Annotated in this window: 19 protein-coding genes; 14 read left to right on the forward strand and 5 right to left on the reverse strand. The window is 46.2% G+C overall.

The features are described from left to right. Positions 1 to 17 precede the first annotated feature (17 nt). From GV64_RS16010 to GV64_RS16035, 6 genes are all read left to right on the forward strand, one after another. A complete protein-coding gene (locus GV64_RS16010) occupies positions 18 to 989 on the forward strand; it encodes a DUF58 domain-containing protein (protein WP_020583934.1) in 972 nt (323 codons plus the stop codon). Beyond that, entirely contained in the window at positions 968 to 1,438 is a 471-nt protein-coding gene (locus GV64_RS16015) for a DUF4381 domain-containing protein (RefSeq protein WP_020583933.1), read from the forward strand. Before GV64_RS16010 ends, GV64_RS16015 begins: the two co-directional genes overlap by 22 nt. Continuing rightward, positions 1,431 to 2,486 (forward strand): vWA domain-containing protein, encoded by a 1,056-nt coding sequence (locus tag GV64_RS16020; protein WP_020583932.1) that lies wholly within the window; start codon positions 1,431 to 1,433, stop codon positions 2,484 to 2,486. Before GV64_RS16015 ends, GV64_RS16020 begins: the two co-directional genes overlap by 8 nt. Continuing rightward, a complete protein-coding gene (locus GV64_RS16025; protein WP_020583931.1) occupies positions 2,483 to 4,387 on the forward strand; it encodes a VWA domain-containing protein in 1,905 nt (634 codons plus the stop codon). The genes GV64_RS16020 and GV64_RS16025 overlap by 4 nt, the downstream gene beginning before the upstream one ends. A 68-nt stretch (positions 4,388 to 4,455) precedes the next feature. Next, a complete protein-coding gene (locus tag GV64_RS23915) occupies positions 4,456 to 6,240 on the forward strand; it encodes a BatD family protein (RefSeq protein ID WP_157237084.1) in 1,785 nt (594 codons plus the stop codon). 43 nt (positions 6,241 to 6,283) lie between these two features. Further along, on the forward strand, positions 6,284 to 6,829 hold the full coding sequence (locus GV64_RS16035) for an RBBP9/YdeN family alpha/beta hydrolase (protein WP_020583929.1): 546 nt from the start codon (positions 6,284 to 6,286) through the stop codon (positions 6,827 to 6,829). 17 nt (positions 6,830 to 6,846) lie between these two features. Here the strand turns inward: GV64_RS16035 and ppiC are convergent, their stop codons facing one another. Beyond that, on the reverse strand, positions 6,847 to 7,125 hold the full coding sequence (ppiC, locus tag GV64_RS16040; RefSeq protein ID WP_020583928.1) for a peptidylprolyl isomerase PpiC: 279 nt from the start codon (positions 7,123 to 7,125) through the stop codon (positions 6,847 to 6,849). Positions 7,126 to 7,378: 253 nt separating this feature from the next. Between ppiC and GV64_RS16045 the strand changes: the two genes are divergently transcribed. Then, positions 7,379 to 8,455, forward strand: coding sequence for an NAD-dependent epimerase/dehydratase family protein (locus GV64_RS16045; protein ID WP_020583926.1), 1,077 nt, complete (start codon positions 7,379 to 7,381; stop codon positions 8,453 to 8,455). A gap of 113 nt (positions 8,456 to 8,568) precedes the next feature. Here the strand turns inward: GV64_RS16045 and GV64_RS16050 are convergent, their stop codons facing one another. After that, positions 8,569 to 10,557: a hypothetical protein gene (locus tag GV64_RS16050; protein ID WP_020583925.1), complete on the reverse strand. Its 1,989-nt coding sequence runs from the start codon at positions 10,555 to 10,557 to the stop codon at positions 8,569 to 8,571. 333 nt (positions 10,558 to 10,890) lie between these two features. Here GV64_RS16050 and GV64_RS16055 point away from each other — a divergent pair, with 333 nt between their 5' ends. From GV64_RS16055 to GV64_RS16075, 5 genes are all read left to right on the forward strand, one after another. Beyond that, positions 10,891 to 11,394: an FUSC family protein gene (locus GV64_RS16055; RefSeq protein ID WP_020583924.1), complete on the forward strand. Its 504-nt coding sequence runs from the start codon at positions 10,891 to 10,893 to the stop codon at positions 11,392 to 11,394. A gap of 136 nt (positions 11,395 to 11,530) precedes the next feature. Then, the gene (locus GV64_RS16060) at positions 11,531 to 12,082 is read left to right on the forward strand and encodes a PepSY domain-containing protein (RefSeq protein ID WP_020583923.1); all 552 of its coding nucleotides are present in this window, start codon (positions 11,531 to 11,533) and stop codon (positions 12,080 to 12,082) included. 32 nt (positions 12,083 to 12,114) lie between these two features. Then, positions 12,115 to 12,384: a hypothetical protein gene (locus GV64_RS16065; protein WP_020583922.1), complete on the forward strand. Its 270-nt coding sequence runs from the start codon at positions 12,115 to 12,117 to the stop codon at positions 12,382 to 12,384. Positions 12,385 to 12,414: 30 nt separating this feature from the next. After that, a complete protein-coding gene (locus tag GV64_RS16070; RefSeq protein ID WP_236632961.1) occupies positions 12,415 to 13,122 on the forward strand; it encodes a response regulator transcription factor in 708 nt (235 codons plus the stop codon). Beyond that, complete coding sequence (locus GV64_RS16075) at positions 13,119 to 14,342, forward strand: sensor histidine kinase (protein ID WP_051087834.1); 1,224 nt, start codon at positions 13,119 to 13,121, stop codon at positions 14,340 to 14,342. Before GV64_RS16070 ends, GV64_RS16075 begins: the two co-directional genes overlap by 4 nt. A 115-nt stretch (positions 14,343 to 14,457) precedes the next feature. Here the strand turns inward: GV64_RS16075 and GV64_RS16080 are convergent, their stop codons facing one another. From GV64_RS16080 to GV64_RS16090, 3 genes are all read right to left on the reverse strand, one after another. Further along, entirely contained in the window at positions 14,458 to 16,542 is a 2,085-nt protein-coding gene (locus GV64_RS16080) for an ankyrin repeat domain-containing protein (protein ID WP_020583920.1), read from the reverse strand. A gap of 188 nt (positions 16,543 to 16,730) precedes the next feature. After that, a complete protein-coding gene (locus GV64_RS16085; RefSeq protein WP_152554090.1) occupies positions 16,731 to 17,348 on the reverse strand; it encodes a TetR/AcrR family transcriptional regulator in 618 nt (205 codons plus the stop codon). Positions 17,349 to 17,560: 212 nt separating this feature from the next. Next, positions 17,561 to 18,439 carry an SDR family NAD(P)-dependent oxidoreductase gene (locus GV64_RS16090; protein WP_020583918.1) on the reverse strand — a complete coding sequence of 293 codons (879 nt, stop codon included), beginning with the start codon at positions 18,437 to 18,439 and terminating at the stop codon, positions 17,561 to 17,563. A gap of 269 nt (positions 18,440 to 18,708) precedes the next feature. On the opposite strand from GV64_RS16090, the gene GV64_RS16095 reads away from it, so the two are divergent. Both GV64_RS16095 and GV64_RS16100 read left to right on the forward strand, forming a co-directional pair. Next, on the forward strand, positions 18,709 to 19,734 hold the full coding sequence (locus GV64_RS16095) for a Rieske 2Fe-2S domain-containing protein (protein WP_020583917.1): 1,026 nt from the start codon (positions 18,709 to 18,711) through the stop codon (positions 19,732 to 19,734). A 131-nt stretch (positions 19,735 to 19,865) separates the two neighbouring features. Next, a complete protein-coding gene (locus GV64_RS16100; protein ID WP_020583916.1) occupies positions 19,866 to 20,660 on the forward strand; it encodes an acetoacetate decarboxylase family protein in 795 nt (264 codons plus the stop codon). The last annotated feature ends 19 nt before the right edge of the window (positions 20,661 to 20,679 follow it).

Consider the following 20,679-nt stretch of genomic DNA (forward strand, 5'->3'; position numbering starts at 1 on the left):
GCGGTTTTGGAAGAACTATGAGCGGTGCCTATTGCACATTACAAAGTCTGGTGAACCTGCGGCTTCAGGCTAAAGACCTGCCACTGTTCCGCCCCGGACGAAGCCACCAGCAGATGCTGGGTAATGCACGCTCTCCTTTTAAAGGACGAGGCGTGGATTTTGAGGAAGTTCGGGCTTACCAGTTCGGTGACGATATCCGTTCCATCGACTGGCGGGTCACTGCCAGAAGAATGAAGCCACACACCAAAGTCTTTCAGGAAGAGCGTGAACGGCCGGTTATGGTGTTATTGGATCAGAGCCACTCCATGTTCTTCGGCAGCCAGCACAACTTCAAATCGGTCACTGCGGCTGAAATCTCAGCACTGATCGCCTGGGCAACACTGAATCATGGTGACCGCATCGGTGGCGTTATTTTTAACGAGCAGGAGCTTCAGGAAACGCGACCAAAACGCTCCAGAAAAACACTGATGCACTGGCTGAACCAGACAGAAAGAATGAACCGAAAACTTCGAGCTACATCCATATCGAGCCTGGATGCCGAACATGGTCTGACCAGAACCCTAAGGCATGCCCGTCGCGTTGCCCATCCGGGAACCCAGGTCTTTCTGATCAGCGACTTCAACCATATCAATGAAGAAGCAGAACAACACCTGTCCCAGCTTGCCCGCCACAATGAACTGATGGCCATCAGGGTGAGCGATCCACTGGAATCAGAGCTGCCAGCGCCGAATCGATATTCTGTTACCGATGGCATGCACAGCCTGATGATTAATACCCGCCAGCAACAGCTCCGCCAGCAATTTCATCAGCATTACCTGAAACAAAATGAGCAGCTGCAGAAAATGCTTTCACGCTTTCGAATTCCCTTACTGCAAATAACGTCAGCGCAACCTTCAGCACAACAGCTTCTGGGCCTTTACGGTGTCAGGATCAACAGCCAGGACCAGCATCAGAACCAAGAGAACTCATGGCAGCACAAAACCCATTAGATCAGCTCCGCCCCAACCACCTTCCAGACCCTGTTGGTCTCTGGCCACCCGCCATTGGCTGGTGGGTGCTGACAGCAATCGTAATTGCCATACTGGCCCTTCTGACCTTATACATCTATCGTCGATGGAAGAAAAACCGCTATCGCACGGTCGCACTGCACCTGGCCAGCAAGGCACTTTTTGAGTATCAAGAGCATCAGTCCCCACACCGTTTTGCCCGTGAATGCAATGAGCTACTAAAGAGAGTTGCACTGCACGCCTTTTCCAAGCGCGATGTGGCTGGCCTGAATGGTGAATACTGGTGCCAGTTCCTGGCTGAAACAGGAAGCACGCCGGAGTTTCTCAACAACAGCGCATTCAATAATGAACGTTATAACCCTAACGCTTCACTGCACGCTGAAGATATTTACACACTGACCCAGCGATGGATAAAGAAACACCATGCTTGAGCTTGAATGGCCCTGGATCCTGATCGCACTACCGCTACCTTTGCTGGTTTATCGTTTTATTAAACCCGCCAGTGATGTTACTGGTTCAGCACTGCATATTCCCTTCTACCGGGAATTATCATCAATGATTGGCGAACAGAAAACAGAAAAAACGACACCATCAAAATCGCAAAGGATACTTCCATGGTTCATCTGGATGCTTCTATTACTAGCCGCCAGCAGACCCGTGTGGTTAGGGGAGCCCATTGAGTTTCAGAACACTGGTCGTGACTTGATGATGGCCGTTGATCTCTCCGGCAGTATGGAAATCAATGACATGGTTCTCAATGGTCGCCAGATTGATCGCCTCACTGCTACCAAATCCGTAATGAATGACTTTATTGAGCGCCGCCGGGGCGACCGGCTGGGTTTGATTCTGTTTGGTACCCAGGCCTACCTTCAGACCCCTCTAACCTTTGACCGGCAAACGGTGAAAACACTGATGAATGAGTCCGGCATCGGCATGGCAGGCAACAAAACGGCCATTGGTGATGCACTGGGCCTTGCGGTCAAACATTTACGCAAACGGCAGGAAGACAGTCGGGTACTTATTCTCCTCACCGATGGCGCCAACACTGCTGGAGAGATCTCACCATTACAGGCTGCCCAGATTGCCAAAGAAGAGCAGATTAAAATCTACTCCATTGGCTTGGGGGCTGATGAGATGATTGAACGCAGCTTTTTTGGTGCCCACCGGGTCAACCCATCTGCCGACCTGGATGAAAAAACACTGAAAGAGATGGCAGAACTGACGGGAGGCCAGTACTTCCGGGCTCGTAATATTGAAGAACTCAACAAAATTTATGCCCTCCTTGACCAACTTGAACCCACGATACAGGAGGAAGAGACCTTCCGCCCCAGCAAAGACCTGTTTTTCTGGCCTCTGGGGTTGGCTCTGCTGCTCAGCCTGATACCCGCATTCATGCACATTTCTCCAGGAAGCGCCTTTACCCGACCGAATGCTGATACCAGAGGGAGTACTGAAGCTAAAAGGAGAGCACGGTTATGATGGAGTTGATCTCACAGTTTCACTTTTTAAGGCCGCTCTGGCTTCTTATGTTACTCCCCTGCTTTCTGCTGGTTTTATTTCTGTTGAAACAACAGCAGACTCAGGGAAACTGGACAAAAGTCATTGCCCCTGAACTGCTTCCCTGGCTGCTTGAAGGAGACAATAAAAAACCGGTTCGCTGGCCGCTGATACTGGTTTTGTCTGGCTGGGTCGTCACCTGCCTGGCAATGGCAGGCCCGACCTGGATTAAACAGCCGGTTCCCATCAGTAAAAACCAACACCCCCTGGTGGTTGCTGTCGACCTTTCTTTCAATATGTTTGCAGCAGACCTGTCGCCCAATCGACTCACCAGAGCCCGCTTTAAACTGCAGGACCTGTTCAATCTACGCAGTGAAGGGCTCTCCGCACTGGTAGCCTACGCGGGATCAGCACATACCGTTGCCCCCTTAACTGACGACAATCGCACACTAAACAATCTGGTCAAAGCCCTCAGTCCTGATGTTATGCCTGTGCCGGGCAACAATCCCGTTGATGCGATTCGACTGGCCAAAGAACTGATCACCCAGGGCAGCAATGAACCCGGAGATATTCTACTGGTCACAGGCTCAATCTCTGAAGCACAGGCAGAGCAGATTACAGACCTTTTGAAAGATAGCCCGCTTCGCCTTTCCATCCTGGGAACAGGCACCGAACAGGGAGCCCCTATTCCATTACCCAAAGGTGGCTACCTGAAGGATAAACAGGGGGCAATCGTCGTTCCCCAGCTGGATCAAGACCGGCTGCAGGCACTGGCCAAAGCAAATGGCGGGCGTTACCAGACGATGACCCTTGCGGATACCGATCTGAAAGCCCTGGTCCCCGCCACCAGCAATAAGCCGCTGTTTTCTGAACGCGAGTCTGCCGACCAGACATTGGAGCAATGGTATGACGCCGGTTACTGGCTGGTGTGGTTACTTCTACCTACTGCCTTGTTTGGCTTTCGCAGAGGTTGGTTAATGATGGTAATGATTACCCTGTTACCGGTGACACAGGAGGCCAAGGCATTCAGCTGGGATGATCTCTGGCAGACCCGGAACCAGCAGGGACAGAAGGCACTTCAGGCGGGTGACCCTGCAAAAGCGGCAGATCTCTTTGAGAATCCTGCATGGAAAGCACAGGCACTATTTGAAAATCATGAATATGAAGCTGCGGCTGATATCCTCAAGAACCTGAATGACGCTGAAAGTGACTATAACCGCGGCAATGCTTTGGCTAAAGCGGGTAACTTAGAGGAATCGATAGAGGCTTATAAAAAAGCGCTGGCAAAGAACCCAGAATTAAAAGACGCTGCACAAAATCTTGAGAAGGTGACTGAAGAGCTGCAGAAAAAAAAGCGAGAAGAAGAACAACAAGGCCAAGGTGGAGATGGTGGTCAGCAAAATCAAAGTAATCAAAAACAGCAGTCTGGCCAAAAAGATCCATCAGGACAACAGCAGGACTCTGGAGAGAATGAAGGCCTGGAAAGCCAGCCAAGTGACTACCAGCAGGACCCAAATGGAAAACACCAGCAGGAAAGCTCTCTGCCCCCTGAAAGCCAATCTTCCTCCAGCAAGGAAACAATGACTCCTGATGAAGAAGGTCAACAGCAAAGTCAGAAGGAATCATCAGCAGAACAGTCAGAAAAAAGTGCCGACAGTACCGCTAAGCAAGCTAAACCGACAGATCAAAACAGCGCAGATAATCAAACCGGAAAGGCGGTTGCAGATTCACTGAATGACCAACCCCTTTCTCCAGAGCAGCAAGCCATAGAGAGCTGGCTGAGAACTATCCCTGATGACCCAGGTGGCTTATTAAGAAGAAAGTTCCTGCAACAGCAACGCGCTCTTCAGCAAAAGAATATCAGGGAGGGGGCATCATGGTAGACCATCGATTACTCTGGGGATCATCAATCCGTTTTTTATTTTGTTTTCATAAAACAGCTTCACAAACCATGAGAAACAGTCCTGCTAAACGCTTAACCAAACCATTCGGAAGTATGATGGGAAGCATTTCCCTGGTGATGCTGATAAGTCTTATCACACCTCTAATGGCTAATGCGGCGTTTACGGCCAGCGTCAACAGAACCGTTATTGCCAGCCATGAGACTCTGGAACTGACACTTCGAACCGATGTGAATAACAGTGATGCCCCCGACCTGTCACCTTTGGAGTGGAGCTTTGATGTCTTGGGTACCCGGCAGCAAAGCCAGACCAGCATCATTAATGGTAAACGGGAGTACACCCGTGACTGGGTGATCACTCTTGTTCCCAAACAGCAGGGTAATGTTGTCATTCCTCCGATAAAACTCGGCAATCAGCAGTCTGAACCGGTCACCATTACAGTTAGAGGTAAAAAAACAGACGATTCCGGAAGCGATACCAGCCCACTGTTTATGAAGGCTGAAGTCAGCAGTGAAAGTATCTATGTGCAACAGGAGCTGATCTTCACCCTGCAGATTTTCTTCAGCGTTCAGCTTTACGATGATAACCGCTTAAGTGCCCTGGGTATTGACGATACGCTGATTCAACAGTTGGGTGAAACCCAAAAATTCGACACCATTGTTGATGGTATCCGTTATCGTGGCTTTGAGCTGAAATATTCAATTCATCCTCAGGCCGTGGGTGAAATGGTTATACCATCACTCACGTTTACCGGTGTTGCCGCTGAACCCCGTGACCCATTTGGCAGCATCTTTTCAAATAGTGGCAAACCGGTCATTGCCCGCTCACCGGAAATCCGGATTGAAGTAAAACCAAAGCCTGACAACTACCCTGTCAAAGAGACTTGGCTACCCGCAAGAAACCTGACTATTCAGGAAACATGGAGCCAGCCTCTGAACACGTTGAAGGTCGGTGATGCCATTACCCGAACCATTACGGTCGTTGCGGATGGCCTCAGTGCCGCTCAGCTTCCTCCCATACTGATGCCTCAACCTGAGGGTGTTAACAGCTACCCAGACAAGTCCGGCACAGAAGACAGAGAAAGCATCAACGGTATTCAGGGCCAGCGTACTGACTCTATTGCCATGATTCCAACCCATTCGGGTACAATCACATTGCCAGAGGTCGAATACAGCTGGTTCGACACGACCAATGGTGAAACCAGGGTCTCCACTCTGCCGGCAACCACCATTCATGTTGCAGAGGACCCCAATGCCAAGGCACAAACGCCACCTCTGATAACCACTCCAGCAGAGTCAGAAGAACACAAGGCCACCGAATGCCCGGAGCCTACCATTGTTTCCAATGAATCCAATCACACATCCATTCGCCTATGGCAGGGCTTAACCGGTCTCTTCGCACTGTTATGGCTGGCAACCCTTGGCATCTGGCGATTCAAATCAAGCTCCAGAAAACAGGCGAATTGCCATGAAAAAATAATCGATGATTATCATCCTTCTCAGAATCAGGCTCAGGAGGCTGTAGCATTTGACCATCTGGAAACTGCCTGCCAACAGAAAAATGCGCGTCAGGCATTGAATGAATTACAAAACTGGAGTCGTTTGTATCTACAGAATGAAAAACTTGCATCACTGTCTGACTGCCTGAATCAGCTTGGCTCAAATGAGCTCAAAGCAAGCTGTAATGCGCTGGAAGGTAGTCTCTACTCAGCTGAGCCAGGTGTTGCTGATATACATGCTCTGCTAAACACACTGCTTGAAGAGTGCCAAAGAATCAGGAACGAAAAGACTGAAAAAGAAAGTGACCAGGAACTGGGCAATCTCTATCCAGGATAAACTGACTACAGTTGACGGAGTCATTGACCCGTAGGAGAAACCGGTGAAAGTACTCTTTATCCACGGTAATGGCGGTTGCACCGCCGCCCATCACTGGTATAGATCCGCAGCCAAAGAACTTTCGCCACTGGGGTTTGATGTCGTTCTTGAGACGTTCCCGGATAATATCATTGCTCATCAGGACATCTGGCTGAATTTTATGGAAAAGCAGCTAAACGGAGACAGTGAGGTTATTCTGGTCGGCCACTCTTCCGGAGCACTGGCGGCTATGCGCTATGCCGAAACCCACTCCCTGGTTGGAAGCATTCTGGTTTCAGCCTGTCACACTGACCTTGGTGACCCAACCGAAAAAGCCAGTGGTTTTTACGATACTCCATGGCAATGGGAGGCCATAAAAGCTAACCAGCAGTGGATCATTCAGTTCCACTCAGAAGATGACCCTTTGATCCCGGTAAAAGAAGCCAGGTTTGTGCGTGACCAACTGACCCCGGAATATTATGAACTTAAAAACCGGGGACACTTTATGGGCAGTGACTCTGGAGGAAAGGATTTTCCAGAGTTGGTAGAGGTAATTAAACAGAAGTTCTAGGCAAGAGTAAAAGTACTCTAGGTTCGATAAAGCACTTTGACCACATGCCAGCCGAATTTGGTTTTCACCAGATGAGGGGTCAGCAATTCACCGCTAAAACATACCTTGTCAAAGGCTGGCACCATTTGACCTTTCCTGAACTCTCCCAGATGCCCACCTTTTTTACCCGATGGGCAAGTAGAGTGCTTCTTCGCCAGAACATCAAACTTGGCTCCTTTTTTGAGCTGTTTAATAATGTCTTCGGCCAGCTCTTTATGCTTGACCAGAATGTGTAATGCGGCTGCCGTATACGCCATGAGTAAGCCTATTCATAAGAAATCGATTGATTCGTATTATATCGTTCATCATTGAAACAGGAATATTCGTCCGCACCAAGACGGGTTTTCGTGAATCCCGTAATCCATATGTGGTATGTGACATGTGCGGGGATTGACAAAAATGGCTCAGAAGCCATCAGTTGAAAATGCTCTTTCCTCAAGCCAGTAACCGATTGGGGGATATCATCATTTTCATCGTGAACAATAATAATGACAGCAGTGTACTTCGCTTATGACAACCGAAAATAATCTTCCTGAACCTGTGGGACTTGGTAAAGTTCTGGTCACTGGTGGTGCAGGCTTTCTGGGTAAGAATCTTGCCAGAGAGCTTCTGAACCGGGGGCATCAGGTTAGAGTCTTCGACCTGGCAGAGTGTGATCTTGAGCACCCGGATCTTGAGAAGGTACAGGGCAATATCTGTGATAAAACACTGGTCACCAAAGTATGTGAAGGAATTGATACGGTTTTCCATACGGCTGCTGTTATTGAAATTCGTTCAACCAAGGTCGTTAGCCAGCAGGTGAAAAAGCTGTCTTATGACATCAACCTTGGCGGTACACAGAATATTATTGATGCCTGCCTGACTCAGGGGGTTAAACGACTGGTTTATACCAGTTCCAACAGTGTCGTTATCAATGGTCAGCCCATTGCCAATGGTAACGAAGCCCTGCCTTATGTCGATGGATTCCGTGACCTGTATACAGAAACCAAGGCCAAAGCAGAGCAGCAGGTATTGGCGGCAAATGGCCGGAACGGGCTATATACTTGTGCAATACGCCCCAGCGGTATCTGGGGACCCGGCGACCAGACCATGTTTAAATTATTAATCAAGGAGCTGCTCAACGGTTCCTTTAAGGCCCTGGTAGGTGATGGAAAAGCACGACTCGATAACTCGTATGTGCACAACCTGATTCACGGCAAACTGCTGGCTGCCGGCCAACTCAGCAAGAGTGGCAATGCCCCTGGCCAGGCTTATTTCATCAATGATGGAGACCCCATCAACATGATGGAGTTTTCCCGCCCACTGGTAGAACAGCTGGGTTATCCTTACCCGAAAAAACGAATCTCCTATAAGCTCATTAAAACGGTTATCTCAGCCTGGGAGAAACTTCATCAGTGGTTTAAAGTTAGCGAACCACCTCAGTCTACTCTGGCCCTTGAAAGAATTGGTATTGATAATTTCTTCAGCATCGATAAAGCCCGCCGCGACCTGGGGTATGAGCCTCTCTATACAACGGAAAGTGGTATGAAAGAGGCGATGCCCTATTACAAGGAGCTCCATCAAAAAATGAAAGAAGAGACAATCTAGAACCTTTCATGTAAAAGGCTACCTTCTAAAGAAAGTAGCCTGGGAAAAATCAACAACCAAATATTTAGTACATGCGCTCTTCATAAAGGCAAAAGTGCTTGCAGTGAGATCTCTTAAAATTCTGTGTCGAGAGAGGCTTCTACTGGAGAGGGATTATGAGGTGGTAAAACCATTCTCAATATTTCTTTGTACCTTTCTTCAGTGGTTGCTTTGAATAAAAGCAAACAGCTCTTGCCAACTGGAAAGTTTCGGTCCGTCACATTTAAAGTGGGATCTGTATGCCTCAAAACTTTATGATCATCATACATTTCCCACCCCATGTCCGTTTTAGCCGTAGATAGATAATGACCACTAATAGCAAAATCAAGCCAAGGTGCGGATTGATCAGGACGACTGACCAGCTCTGTATGATAAATTCCACCTATTTTCTCAAAATACATCACTTCATCAGAGCCAGTTCTATAATCAATAAAACGGAGACTAATCGCATCGTCAATACCATTACGCAGTGCTTCACCAACTGACTGCCTACAATCAGAACTACCTTGTACTTCAGGTTGTAAAAATAAATACTTCAATGTTGATGTATCAGCCCTGAGAATATCTCGCTCAGCATCCTGACTATCATTCATTGCTAATTTACTAGTCAGCATCTCATCCAGTACATCCTGCAATGGTATTGATGTACTTGAAGCCTTTTCTTCTGACACTGGCACATTAAGTATGCATTGCCAGTCACCTTCTTCAAGTTTAGCTTCCCTCGCTGAAGCATAAACCCGTTCACAATCTCTTATGACGCAAAAACACCGAGAATTATTGAACCTTGCAACATTCGTTAGAAAGTAATTAACAAACTCTACACTATCAAGCTGTTTAAGTGTCTTAAGTGATGGATATTTTAATAATATCTCATCCGCTTCAGCGATTTTTTTTACTGGAATTTCTGGAAGCTGCTCCAGAGTCTTCATCCCCTTTTGACGCTGAATTTCTATCAAGAGTTCAATGAATTGAAAATAAACTTCTTGCTTTTTATCTATATTCTGTCGAGCTACTGAAAGAATGGTTGCACAAGCAGATAGAAATGAATTCATTACCCCATCATTATCATCCTTAATTAGTGAGTGTAATTGAACATGAATCTCTGGTTGTAAAAGAGAAAGTAACTGTAATCCTGCCCCAATAAAACAGGTATTTGTGCCAAAATACCGAGAAAAACCCGAACAACCGGGAACCTCACACAGGTTATCTCCTGATGCCTTCTGCGGAAATACTTTTGGAAACCTATGTTCATCCTGTAAATGCTGCAAATATTTTATTTCACTTTCATTTAGATCAAGGGCTTTTGATAATAGCTGGATTGAATCTTTATTTTCCTTTATCTCTATTAGTATACGGACAAAACCAGGCAATTGATTTCTTCCTTCATTATTAAAATACTGCTTCAGTTTTTTTGGTATTGATGAATAGTCATCTGTCGGTGATATACCTGGTAAATCACGAAAATCTTCGTATTCAACCCTACTCATATCAAGTGCTTTTAAAAACTCAGGACCAACAATCAACAACAGCCTTTCTGTGATTTTTTTTAATTGGCACTCAACATTTTTAAAGTTTTCAGTTATTCCGTCCGTAGGGTTATGACAGTGATGTTCGTGATAGGAAGCATAGACAAAAATCAAAAATCGCCAAGTATTAATCAACACATCATGCTTTATTTCCCCCAATTCAAAATCACTGATTTTATCTATATAACCAAGCTGCTTCTCAACGAGAATTCTCAACCAGGCACTGTCTTCAGTTCCAAAACATAAACCACGCCAGCAATTTAGCCACCAATGAAAGCACTGATCTTTCCTCGTACTGTACAATTCGGTATCCCGAAGCCAGACTTCAATTAATCTTGTATCCAGCCCCCGATTACCATTTTCAGTACTACCAAAGCCAGCCTTATTACAATTAGAACCTGTTGTTTTAAGTATCGATCTTGGCTGATTTTTTTGAACAACAGATAGAAGTTCCACTTTTTCAGGTACTGAAGACCTATGACTTTCATCAACCAACTTGACATAGGGCGCTGCTGAAGACCTTACTGTACTTTCCACGATTCACCTGTATTTTAATTATCAACTTGAAAAACAAGCTATATCTTAACGGCAGTTTAAATTGAGAATCAGTATAATATCAAAGATAGCGTTTCATTTGACTCTAATACAACCAAGAGCAAAAGAGTCGAATTAATAACCCACGAGTTTACTCCATCTCGATAAGCCTGCACAAAAATGTTTCCAGATGATGTTACACTTATTAAACCTGAGAAAAACTTATTAAGTAGTTCAAACTTATAAAACAGAGCTATAAAGAATACAAACTATCAGTTTTTAACAACTAAACTATTACTGTATTTTTTACATAGCGAACAATTGAGGAAATGAATAATGGAACGAATGGCCATTCGTTCAACCCTTCGTTACATCTGCATTGCCTTTGTCGCTTATGTTTCAGGCTATGTTTTCAGCTGGCTATCTTACGAGCCAACGGCCATGATTGGGGGGTTATGGGCAGTTATCTCAGGACTGATTGTGTCTGAACCTGCCACCGTGCAGGAAAGTATTTCTACCGCAAAAACCAGGATTATCGGTTCAGCCATTGGCTCTGTCTTTGCTGCAATCTACCTGCTGTTATTTACATTCGACGCCATTACCTATGCTCTTTTTATTGGTGTGGCTTCACTCCTTTGCTATCAGGTCAACTGTGGGCAACATGTTAAGCTGGCAGCGATCACCATTTCAGTCGTCATCATTGTCTCGACTGTCTCAGACATTAACCCAGTTCTCAATGCCACTCTGCGTCTGTTTGAATCGTGTATTGGTGTAGGCACCGGTGTCCTTATCTCTTATCTTCTGGACAAATGCTTCAGGACAGGTAACGAGCAACTTTAAATCCCTCAATCCCATCAAGCCAAACCTTACAAAAATGTATAGTTCCGGAAACCTTCCTGAAAATCTTCCCGGGTAAAGTGGCCACATCGACAGGGGATGCCCCTGACATGTTAACCCTGGTTATGAGGAAGTTACTGTGAAAACGTCAAACATTGTTAAATCCGCTGCCCTGTCTGCCTTTATTGGTATGAGCGCAATGATGGCCGTAGGTTCTGCCAATGCAGGTGATGCGCCTGCATCCCTAAGCGAAGATGCGGTGCCTCTGCTCAAAGCGGTAGAAATTGCCAGAAACCATACCGGCGCAGAACCACTTGAGGCAGAACGCGAAATAGAAATGGGTCAGGCAGTGTATGAAATTAAACTGGCTGATAAAAACGGTGAAGAGATCAAAACCGTTATTGATGCGCAAACCGGTGAAGTCATTCTGAGCAATCACCGTAGTGGTCACGATAACGACCATGATGACCAGCTTGAAAACGCCCTGTGGCTGTCAGGCATCAGTAATGGCAAATACCTCTCACTGAAAGAGGCGGTTCAACAGTCCGAGTCTGAGTTTGGTGGCAAGGTATGGCATGTGGAAATGGAGGACGACCACAACCAAGTGTCTTATGAAATTGAGTTGTTGAACGCCCGTGGTCAGCACATCGAAACCAGAATTGATGCTATCAGACCTGTCAGCAAATCTTAATAGAAAACCAAATGGTATGCAGGAGTCATTCGATGAACTCATCTGAAACAACATCCGGCCTGTGGTCCCGACTTCGAACAACAGCCATGAAAATACGCAAAAATGGTCTTAAAGAAGTGACTGGCGTGGTATCGTTCTCCCTGTTTTTCATGATGGGGCTGGTAACTCTGGGAGCCTGTTTATTGGCAGGCGTGGCAGCGGTGATCATTGCCAAATGGCAGCACTATAAAACCCGTAAAAATGATGTCGCAGCACCAGCCGATGCACAGGAACCCAACAACAATCCAATCGTTGCGGCATAGCCGCAACGATTGGATTGTACAAAAGAGAATATGACCATGAGGGTATTGCTGGTAGAGGACGATGTAAGCCTCAGCGGTTTTATTGAAAAGGGGCTTCGTGAAGCTGGCCATCAGGTTGAGCTGGTCGATAATGGCAAGCACGCTCTGACACTCTGCATGACAGAGCAGTATGATGTCGCCGTTGTTGACCGCATGCTACCCGGTCTGGATGGGCTGTCGCTGGTAAAGGCGCTTCGGGCTGCCCAGGTGGCAACCCCCATCCTGTTTCTCACCTCATTGGGCGGCGTTGATGATCGTGTTGAAGGGCTTGAAGCTGGAGGGGATGACTACCTGACCAAGCCTTTTGCATTTTCCGAGTTACTGGCCAGGATCACTGCACTTTCCAGGCGGCAGATTCTAAAGTCAACCGAGACAAAGCCTGAGCTGACCTATGGTGATGTCGTTATCAACCTGTTTGAACACTCCGCCATGCGCCAGGGGCAGACTCTGGATTTGCAACCCAAAGAGTTTCGTATACTTGAGCTTTTCCTGCGTCATCCGGGACGGGTAATCACCAGAACCATGCTGCTTGAACATGTCTGGGATATTCACTTTGACCCTCAGACCAGTGTTGTAGAAACACACATCAGTCGTTTGAGAAACAAGCTGGAAAAACCATTTGGCGACACGCTGATTCAGACCGTTCGAGGCGCAGGCTATAAACTGGAGCATAAAACGACGGCAGGTGTGAACTCATGAAATTCCAGTTTCCTGATACTCAGAAGGTACGCCTGTATTTATCGGCATTATGGAAACGCCTGCCCAACCAACTGCCTACATGGCTCAAAAGCTCTGCGATTCAACAGGGTTTAATGTTTGGCGTGGTCTCGATCATCAGCCTGGTGCTAATGGCCTCTGTCACCTTTCTGTATGTGGATTACGAACTGGGTAAGCAGAGCCGAGAAATTGTCAAAGAGTCCAGAGAGCTGGTGAGGGAGCAAAACCGAGATTTCAGTGATATTGATGATGACCCTATCGAAGACGATGAGATTCTCGCCGTTCTGACCTCAGGCTTTATTCTGGCAGGCATATTGGTCTCGATATTCACAACCGTCATTGTGATGGCATTAAGCCGCCACAGTCAGAAGCGAATTTCACGAATTGAGTCAGTATTGAGTTCTGCTGCAGAAGGTAATCTATCAGCACGCACCGGTGAAACGCATACCTACAATGATCTGGCACGGATATCCGTCTCCATTGATGAAATGCTTTCTCGACTGGAAGGCTCCGTTGTGGCCATGCGGGATATTTCTGCCAATATAGCCCATGAGCTTAAAACGCCTATCACCCGATTACGTCATAACCTGCTGACACTGAAGGATGAAGCAGAGCAATCTCACGGCAACAAAACTGAAGCATTTTTCAGGGAGCTGGATAATGCTCTGGAAGATTCACAACGACTGACATCTATTTTTGATGCACTGCTGCGAATCACCCAAATTGAATCGGGCGCACGCAGAAGTCGATTTACTGACATAGATCTGACTCATATCGTGGATACTGTCGCAGAGATTTATCAGGACGTTGCAGAAGATGCGCAGATGGCACTGCATATTGTTAAAGAAAACACCCCGGTTATCATCCAGGGAGATAGGGAGCTATTAATCCAGCAGACAGCAAACCTGATTGAAAACGCCCTGCGTTACTGCCCGACAGGTAGCAGTATTACACTTGGCTGCGGTCTTGATAAAGCAGACGGTGTTGCATGGTTGAAAGTAGAAGATGATGGTCCGGGTATTCCAGATGAAGAGAAAGAACGGGTATTTGAGCGCCTGTATCGTGTTGACAAGAGCCGCACCGATGGCGGCTTAGGGTTGGGACTATCACTCGCTAAAGCAGTGGCGGGGCTACATTACGGTTCAATTATACTGAGCGACAACAAACCAGGGCTGAAAGTTATAGTAGCAATTCCCGTATAGCAGTACAGACCTCACTGAAAATTAGTTACTACGGAGCCCTAGAGCAGACAATTAATTCTACCTGTATGGGTGGCTACTTATCACTCTCAACAAACTATAACTATTTATTTATAGGCTAAATAAACACATCAGAAAATTCCCTATCAAATCGATTCAATAGGGTATTGTGAAGAATTTGAGGTAACTGTTTCTTTAAATAGCATTGTTGATCTTTTGATTTATTGTCCCCAGCCCGGTTGGTATACCATAAATCATGAGCCTCTCGGAGAGCCATTGTTCTTAATCGTTGAGGCTCTGTATTTTTAGGATCGTCAATTCCCAAGTTGTCAAACATTGAACGCATAATCATGCATGCCTCTTCATGCTCTTGGCTTCCTGGATCTAGAACATCTCTGGGGTCTGTACACCCAGAAGCCATATAAATCTCATAAGCAATATGATAAAACCCTTCCACCAGTGCCGCGTAAAGAGGGGTTTTAGGAAATTGATAGACAGCTGGAGGGTCATCCTGCCTTGAAAGCCCACATCGGGTATTAGCCGTTTTGATTGCATCAGGATCAGCACCGTATCTCAGTACGGCTGCGGCCATTTCAAGGTTCCCTTTTAACGACGACATAAGAATCGGTGCTATTTGATCGTCAGACAATCGATCCAAGGTTGCCCCAAAACGTTGGAACAACCCCATCAAACTAATAATCTCTTTTTTATCAATAGAGTTCACAGAATCATCTAAAATGTACCAACAGGCAATAACTTGCTGCAAAGGCGTTGGTATCATTTCATCAGCTCGACCACGTATATTACCATCTGGATCGGCACCTTTTTCCAATAACAATTTAATGATTGCAATAGCCTTACAAGATGACAAACACCTTGCACTTTCAGCTAACCTTATTTTCTCCATTAAAGGTTTAAGAAAAATATCATTCCATATCCTATGGGCAACAATATTTCTTCTTTCTTCCGGTAACAAAGCCAGTTGATTATCCAGGGCACGTGCGAGATTTCTTGCAATGAAGCCATTTGTTATCTCGAGCACATTTTCAATGATTTTATTTTCAGGAAAGTAGCCTAGAGGGTCGTAGTTAGAGATATGGATAGGAGAAGTGGAACTCCGAACAAGAAAAGAAGGATATAATGACGGTTTTAGAAGTTGAGTCACCACAGAAAAAAGCGGGTTATAGCGTCCATGGGTACAAGCATCAGGGTCAGCGCCATAATTAAGCAAGTATTCAACCATATCAACCCTCTGATGGATAGCCGCCTGAAACAAAGGGTTCATTTCACCCATACCATTCAAATCCCCTCCCTTTGCTAATAGCTTGGGAATGAGGGTTTGATAGTTATTATTCTGAAACTTGATACTTGATTTTACTGCACAGGTAACCAATGAGAATGGTGATCTCTCTATCTCCGGACTACCAATCCCTCTCAAAAGGTAATCAGTTAAATGTTCATTGCGACCATTTACAAGAGCAGTTTCCAACGCTCTGGCCACAATATGTGAGCCAGCATGGTAATGAGCATTTGGCTTTAATAATACTTGAATGACCTGCAAACGAACATGCTCATCTATACAGTTTTCATTTTCAATAGCTGTAGTAAGTAAATGATCGATGATTAAGATATACTGAGGCTCAGAAACTACAGACAACATTCTGCGTATTTCTTCAGCTGTGGCCCCTTTCATTATACACGTACCAAGAAACTGCTTAATATCAGAAACATTAGAGATAGGGTAAATACTTTCAGGCAAGCGACTTGGTTCTTCTAGTGGAGCTATTCCTTTTTTCAAATATGAATTGTAATGAACTTGACCATCTATCTGCTGATGAACTGGAGAAAGCCTGGCGATTTCAGCTGATTGCGCCGTGATGGGGTCTTCACAAACATTAATACCCATAGAATTCCGCAAGCAGACCGGTCGCCCTTCTCTCCCGGTATCGATAACAGGCTGAGCAGAACGGAACTGAAGAGGTTTTGCATTACGGACTTGCTCGCTGATACCTTCTGAGCAGTTTTGAGTTACACTCGGATGAGTGTAAGAAACATTCTCAGGAATATCATCAGGTCTAAATAATTCAGTTGAGCCACCAGGCCATAACTGATCTACTGAATCACTTCTGCCTGAAGGTATTACCTGCAGTTCAAATTCAAGAGAATGCGCTTGGTCTGTTGTTTGTGAAGGTTGAATATTCATTCATCAGCCAGCCATTGATCAAAAACAACTCTGACTACTTATAAAACCAGAAGTTCATCAATGAATAACGAAAAAAACCTCTGATTGATATCAAATATATTTTTCAATAAAGTTAAGAACGCTTCAATTAATGAACATTTCAGGATATAAGCTCTGAAACATAGGAGCGTTACTCACTCCCTTTTTCATTATTCCATTACCGGTTTCACCAGAAAGCTGTCGATCAGATAACACTTCAATTTATCCAACCGGTCTTCAATATTGTACTGCTCATCATTCAGCCAGTTCAGCGTCAGACCATTAACCATGGCGACGGTGACTTCTGCACAGAAATCGGGCGTCAGCGAAGGTTTCAGCCGAGCAACGTTGTGCTCATAAAGCCTCGTATACCACTTGTTCATAAAGTTAAGCTGATTCACACCCTGACTTCGGTGGTTTGGGAAGTTACAGACCATGTAGTCAATCAACTCTTTTTCAAGATGATCTGCATGGGTGTAATTCGATTTCATCTGATCGAACATAAAGGTCAGCTGCTCTTCGAGTGGTTTCCCCGACCCAAGGGCTGCCTCAACCAGCTCCTGGTTCAGAACCAGGATTTTTGAATCACAGATTTCAATCATCAGCTCATGTCTTGAGCCGTAGTAGTTGTAGAAGGTTTTCTTGGCTATATCTGCCCTTTCACAAATGGCTTCAACCGTTGCACCGTCAACCCCCTGTCGTCTGATCAGTGCAATAGTTTCCTCACTGATTTTATCCCTAACCGCCTGCTTCTTACGTTCGCGGCGTCCCATTGTCTGGACAGTCAACGATCTAACCTCTTTTCTCTATAGGATTATGCGCTCATCAATTCTGGCTCTGGAGGAGCTCGCATAAAGCGCTAAATTAACCTTAAAAAAGAAGAATCACAATGGTCACCATCATCGGACAGCACCAGAAGCCATTCTTTATTAAGAGGAAGTTTTTTGCTTCACAGACAACGGAACAGTGAAGCAAAAAATAGTTATCTGAAAGTCAGACTTTAGATAACATTTGGTGGAGTCGGATTCACACCATTGAGCATATTGTCGGTACGTTCCTGAATTGCCACACGAATTTTATCCGTCATAGGGGCAATCCAGAACTTGTTCTCACGGATTCCCTGAAGGGCAGTCTCTGCTACTTCTTCTGGCTCAGTGGTCTGCAGCTCCATTTTAAACTGAGCCATAATGGCACGCATATCTTCTACAGAGTGGATACCGGAATCTGGCTTGTTAGGGTCGGTAGGCAGATCTTCCGGACGGTTTCTTTCAGAGTTAAAGATACCGGTATTCACCACATGAGGTCCGGGGAATAATGCATTCACTTTAACCTTGGAGTTCATCTGCTGAAGCTGGAAGTACAGGTTTTCAGTAATCGCCTGGGCTGCGGCCTTGGTTGCTGTGTAGATCGGGGTGTGAGGCAGCATAAAGTAAGCACCATTACCTGAACCGGTGACTACAAAATGCGCTTCTTGCTTCTGGGCCATCAGCTTTGGCATAAATGCGTTGATGGTGTTGATGAGACCCCAGGTGTTTACCCGGAAACCCCACTCCCAGTCATTCATGCTATAGCCCCACATATTACCGGCCTCACCGGTACCAACACCCGCATTGGCAAATACCAGATGCATTTCGCCGTATTTTTCCAGCGTGGCTTCTGCCAAGGCATCCAGACTTTCCTGCTTGGTGATGTCGGCCTGAAAACCAAAGCTGTCAACACCATTAGCCTGTAGTTCACTAACGGTTTTATCCAGAGCCGTCGGTTCAATATCAGAGACAACCACCTTGGCGCCTTCTTTACCCAGCAACAGGGCAATGGCACGACCAACGCCGCTTGCACCACCGGTAATTACTGCAACCTTGTCTTTGAAGTCTTTCATTATTTTTATCTCCACTCTCTTCACATAAGGCTTACATCGAGGTGGATACACACCTCTTAGCACCCACTTTTCAACAATGAACTGCCTGAAATTTGATCTGAGACAATTTTCAGTGCATTTGGATACTTGATTGCAAAGTTACACTGCGGTAACTTATTTTACAACAGTTACCAAGCTGGATTATTTGATCGGTTACTCAGACAAGGCTTTTTACTGAAAACGGGTCGGATGAAAACAACAATAAAATTTGGATTTGGGAGAATCACTCCATGAGCAAGCGCTATAACAAGCCAATTCCTTTTGGCTGGTATGCTGTGGAATACTCAGAAGGTTTGAAAACCAGTGAAGTAAAGCCGGTAAAATACTTTGGTAAGGAGCTGGTGCTGTTCCGAACCGAGTCTGGTGAGGCTTCCCTGCTGGATGCCTATTGCCCTCACCTTGGCGCTCACCTGGGTCATGGCGGTATTGTGAAAGGTGAAAGTGTCAGCTGTCCTTTTCACGCCTGGAAGTTTGATGGCACAGGTATGTTGACGGACATTCCTTACGCTAAACGCATCCCACCCAAGGTAAAAGACAAGCCCTGTATCCGCAGCTACCCAGTGGTTGAGCGGAACCAGATGATCTGGGCCTGGTACCATCCGGATGAAAGCGTCGCTCCTATGTGGGAGGTCGACACTATTGAAGAAGTCGGCGCTGAAGGCTGGACTGAATTCCAGACCTTTGACTGGAACATCAAATCCATCATTCAGGAAACCGGTGAAAATGCTGCCGATATTGCTCACTTTGTGACTGTCCACAACGTTCCTTTCATGCCGGAAAGTGAAGTGGAGATGAAAGGCCACCGTCGTAGTACTATTTTCGATGCACAGACTCACGCAGTTGAAGAAGATGGCTCTGTTAACCACACAGGTGACAACCTCGAAGCCGCGCGTCTTGAGTCATACAACGTAGGCCCAGGTCAGACGTATCAAAAGTTCATGCGTCTGTTTGAAGTGGTATTGATGGCAACGGTCACTCCGATTGATGACCAGACCATCCACCTGCGCTTTAACTTCACCCTCCCTACCGCCCAATCGGACATGAAAAAAATCTATGCCGATGGTTTTGTGCAGGAGCTGGTGCATCAGGTTCAGCAAGACGTTCCCATTTGGGAAAACAAAGTCTACAAACCAACTCCGATCCTGTGCGATGGTGACGGACCTATCGGTCAGTACCGTAAGTGGTTCAACCAGTTCTACGATGAGCAGGAGCTGGAAGAAGCAAACCGCAAGGATGAGCTGCTCGCAACCGCTTAATCCATGCATTATACGGAGCGGTCTTCATGCTGTTAGAGAACCGTTCCGTAATTTTCTCTGGTCATACCCAGGTCGTAGTATCCCCCTGCCCTGGAAAGACCCTGCTAAAAAAATAAGAAAAGAGGCAATCCATGAGCCAAAACCCCGCAGCCCCAATGGGCAAACCCGGTGATATCATCAACTGGCCAATGCTCAAGATCAGCTACGAGACCGATCCGGAGTGTATTGCAAAGCTGCTTCCCCCCGGTGTTGAGCCGGGAAAAAATCCTACCGTTAAAATCATTATCTACAACTTCCCGGTTCTGAATGAGCCTGAGTACGGTGTTGTGGTGAATGTTGCTGCAGACGTTGATGGCGTGGAAGGCGAATACACACTGGGTATCGGTATTGACCAGGAAGCAGCGATCGCAGGCAGTAAAGAGCGCTGGGGACAACCCAAGTTCTTTGCAGAAACCAAGTACTACCGGATTTTTGATGAAGTCAAAGCCAGTGTGACTCATCAGGGCTATACCTTCCTGGAGTTCAGCGGCAAAGTGAAAGGTCCTGTTGAGATCACCGAAGATCTGCAGGATTTTGAAGTCAATGAGTGGTGGGTTAAGTATTCCCGCGCGGTTGATATGATGCCTTACAAGTTTGACTTTCCTCCTCATGTTGTCCAGGTCTATAGCCGGTATGGCACGGCTTATATGGAAGAAGTTGAAGGCACTCTGAAATTGAATGAAAGCCCCTGGGATCCAGTCGCACAGCTGCTGCCCGTCAAGAGTGAGCCAAAGGCATTTCTGTGGACACCGACCTTTAAGGCCCGGAATATTTCATTGAATAAACCACTGGATCCAAAGGGATTCTGGCCTTTTGCTGACACCATTGGCAGCTCCATGTGGCCAGGTGAAAACGGTGCACCCAGCAAAAAATTATTCAAAAAATAGTTTACTGCATGCTTAATAC

Source organism: Endozoicomonas elysicola (assembly GCF_000710775.1).
Taxonomy (GTDB): Bacteria; Pseudomonadota; Gammaproteobacteria; order Pseudomonadales; family Endozoicomonadaceae; genus Endozoicomonas; species Endozoicomonas elysicola.

Coding starts and splice junctions, on each gene's coding strand:
- GV64_RS16010 (WP_020583934.1), top strand. CDS start 18: ATGAGCGGTGCCTATTGCACATTACAAAGTCTGGTGAACCTGCGGCTT.
- GV64_RS16015 (WP_020583933.1), top strand. CDS start 968: ATGGCAGCACAAAACCCATTAGATCAGCTCCGCCCCAACCACCTTCCA.
- GV64_RS16020 (WP_020583932.1), top strand. CDS start 1,431: ATGCTTGAGCTTGAATGGCCCTGGATCCTGATCGCACTACCGCTACCT.
- GV64_RS16025 (WP_020583931.1), top strand. CDS start 2,483: ATGATGGAGTTGATCTCACAGTTTCACTTTTTAAGGCCGCTCTGGCTT.
- GV64_RS23915 (WP_157237084.1), top strand. CDS start 4,456: ATGAGAAACAGTCCTGCTAAACGCTTAACCAAACCATTCGGAAGTATG.
- ppiC (WP_020583928.1), bottom strand. CDS start 7,125: ATGGCGTATACGGCAGCCGCATTACACATTCTGGTCAAGCATAAAGAG.
- GV64_RS16045 (WP_020583926.1), top strand. CDS start 7,379: ATGACAACCGAAAATAATCTTCCTGAACCTGTGGGACTTGGTAAAGTT.
- GV64_RS16055 (WP_020583924.1), top strand. CDS start 10,891: ATGGAACGAATGGCCATTCGTTCAACCCTTCGTTACATCTGCATTGCC.
- GV64_RS16065 (WP_020583922.1), top strand. CDS start 12,115: ATGAACTCATCTGAAACAACATCCGGCCTGTGGTCCCGACTTCGAACA.
- GV64_RS16070 (WP_236632961.1), top strand. CDS start 12,415: ATGACCATGAGGGTATTGCTGGTAGAGGACGATGTAAGCCTCAGCGGT.
- GV64_RS16075 (WP_051087834.1), top strand. CDS start 13,119: ATGAAATTCCAGTTTCCTGATACTCAGAAGGTACGCCTGTATTTATCG.
- GV64_RS16080 (WP_020583920.1), bottom strand. CDS start 16,542: ATGAATATTCAACCTTCACAAACAACAGACCAAGCGCATTCTCTTGAA.
- GV64_RS16090 (WP_020583918.1), bottom strand. CDS start 18,439: ATGAAAGACTTCAAAGACAAGGTTGCAGTAATTACCGGTGGTGCAAGC.
- GV64_RS16095 (WP_020583917.1), top strand. CDS start 18,709: ATGAGCAAGCGCTATAACAAGCCAATTCCTTTTGGCTGGTATGCTGTG.
- GV64_RS16100 (WP_020583916.1), top strand. CDS start 19,866: ATGAGCCAAAACCCCGCAGCCCCAATGGGCAAACCCGGTGATATCATC.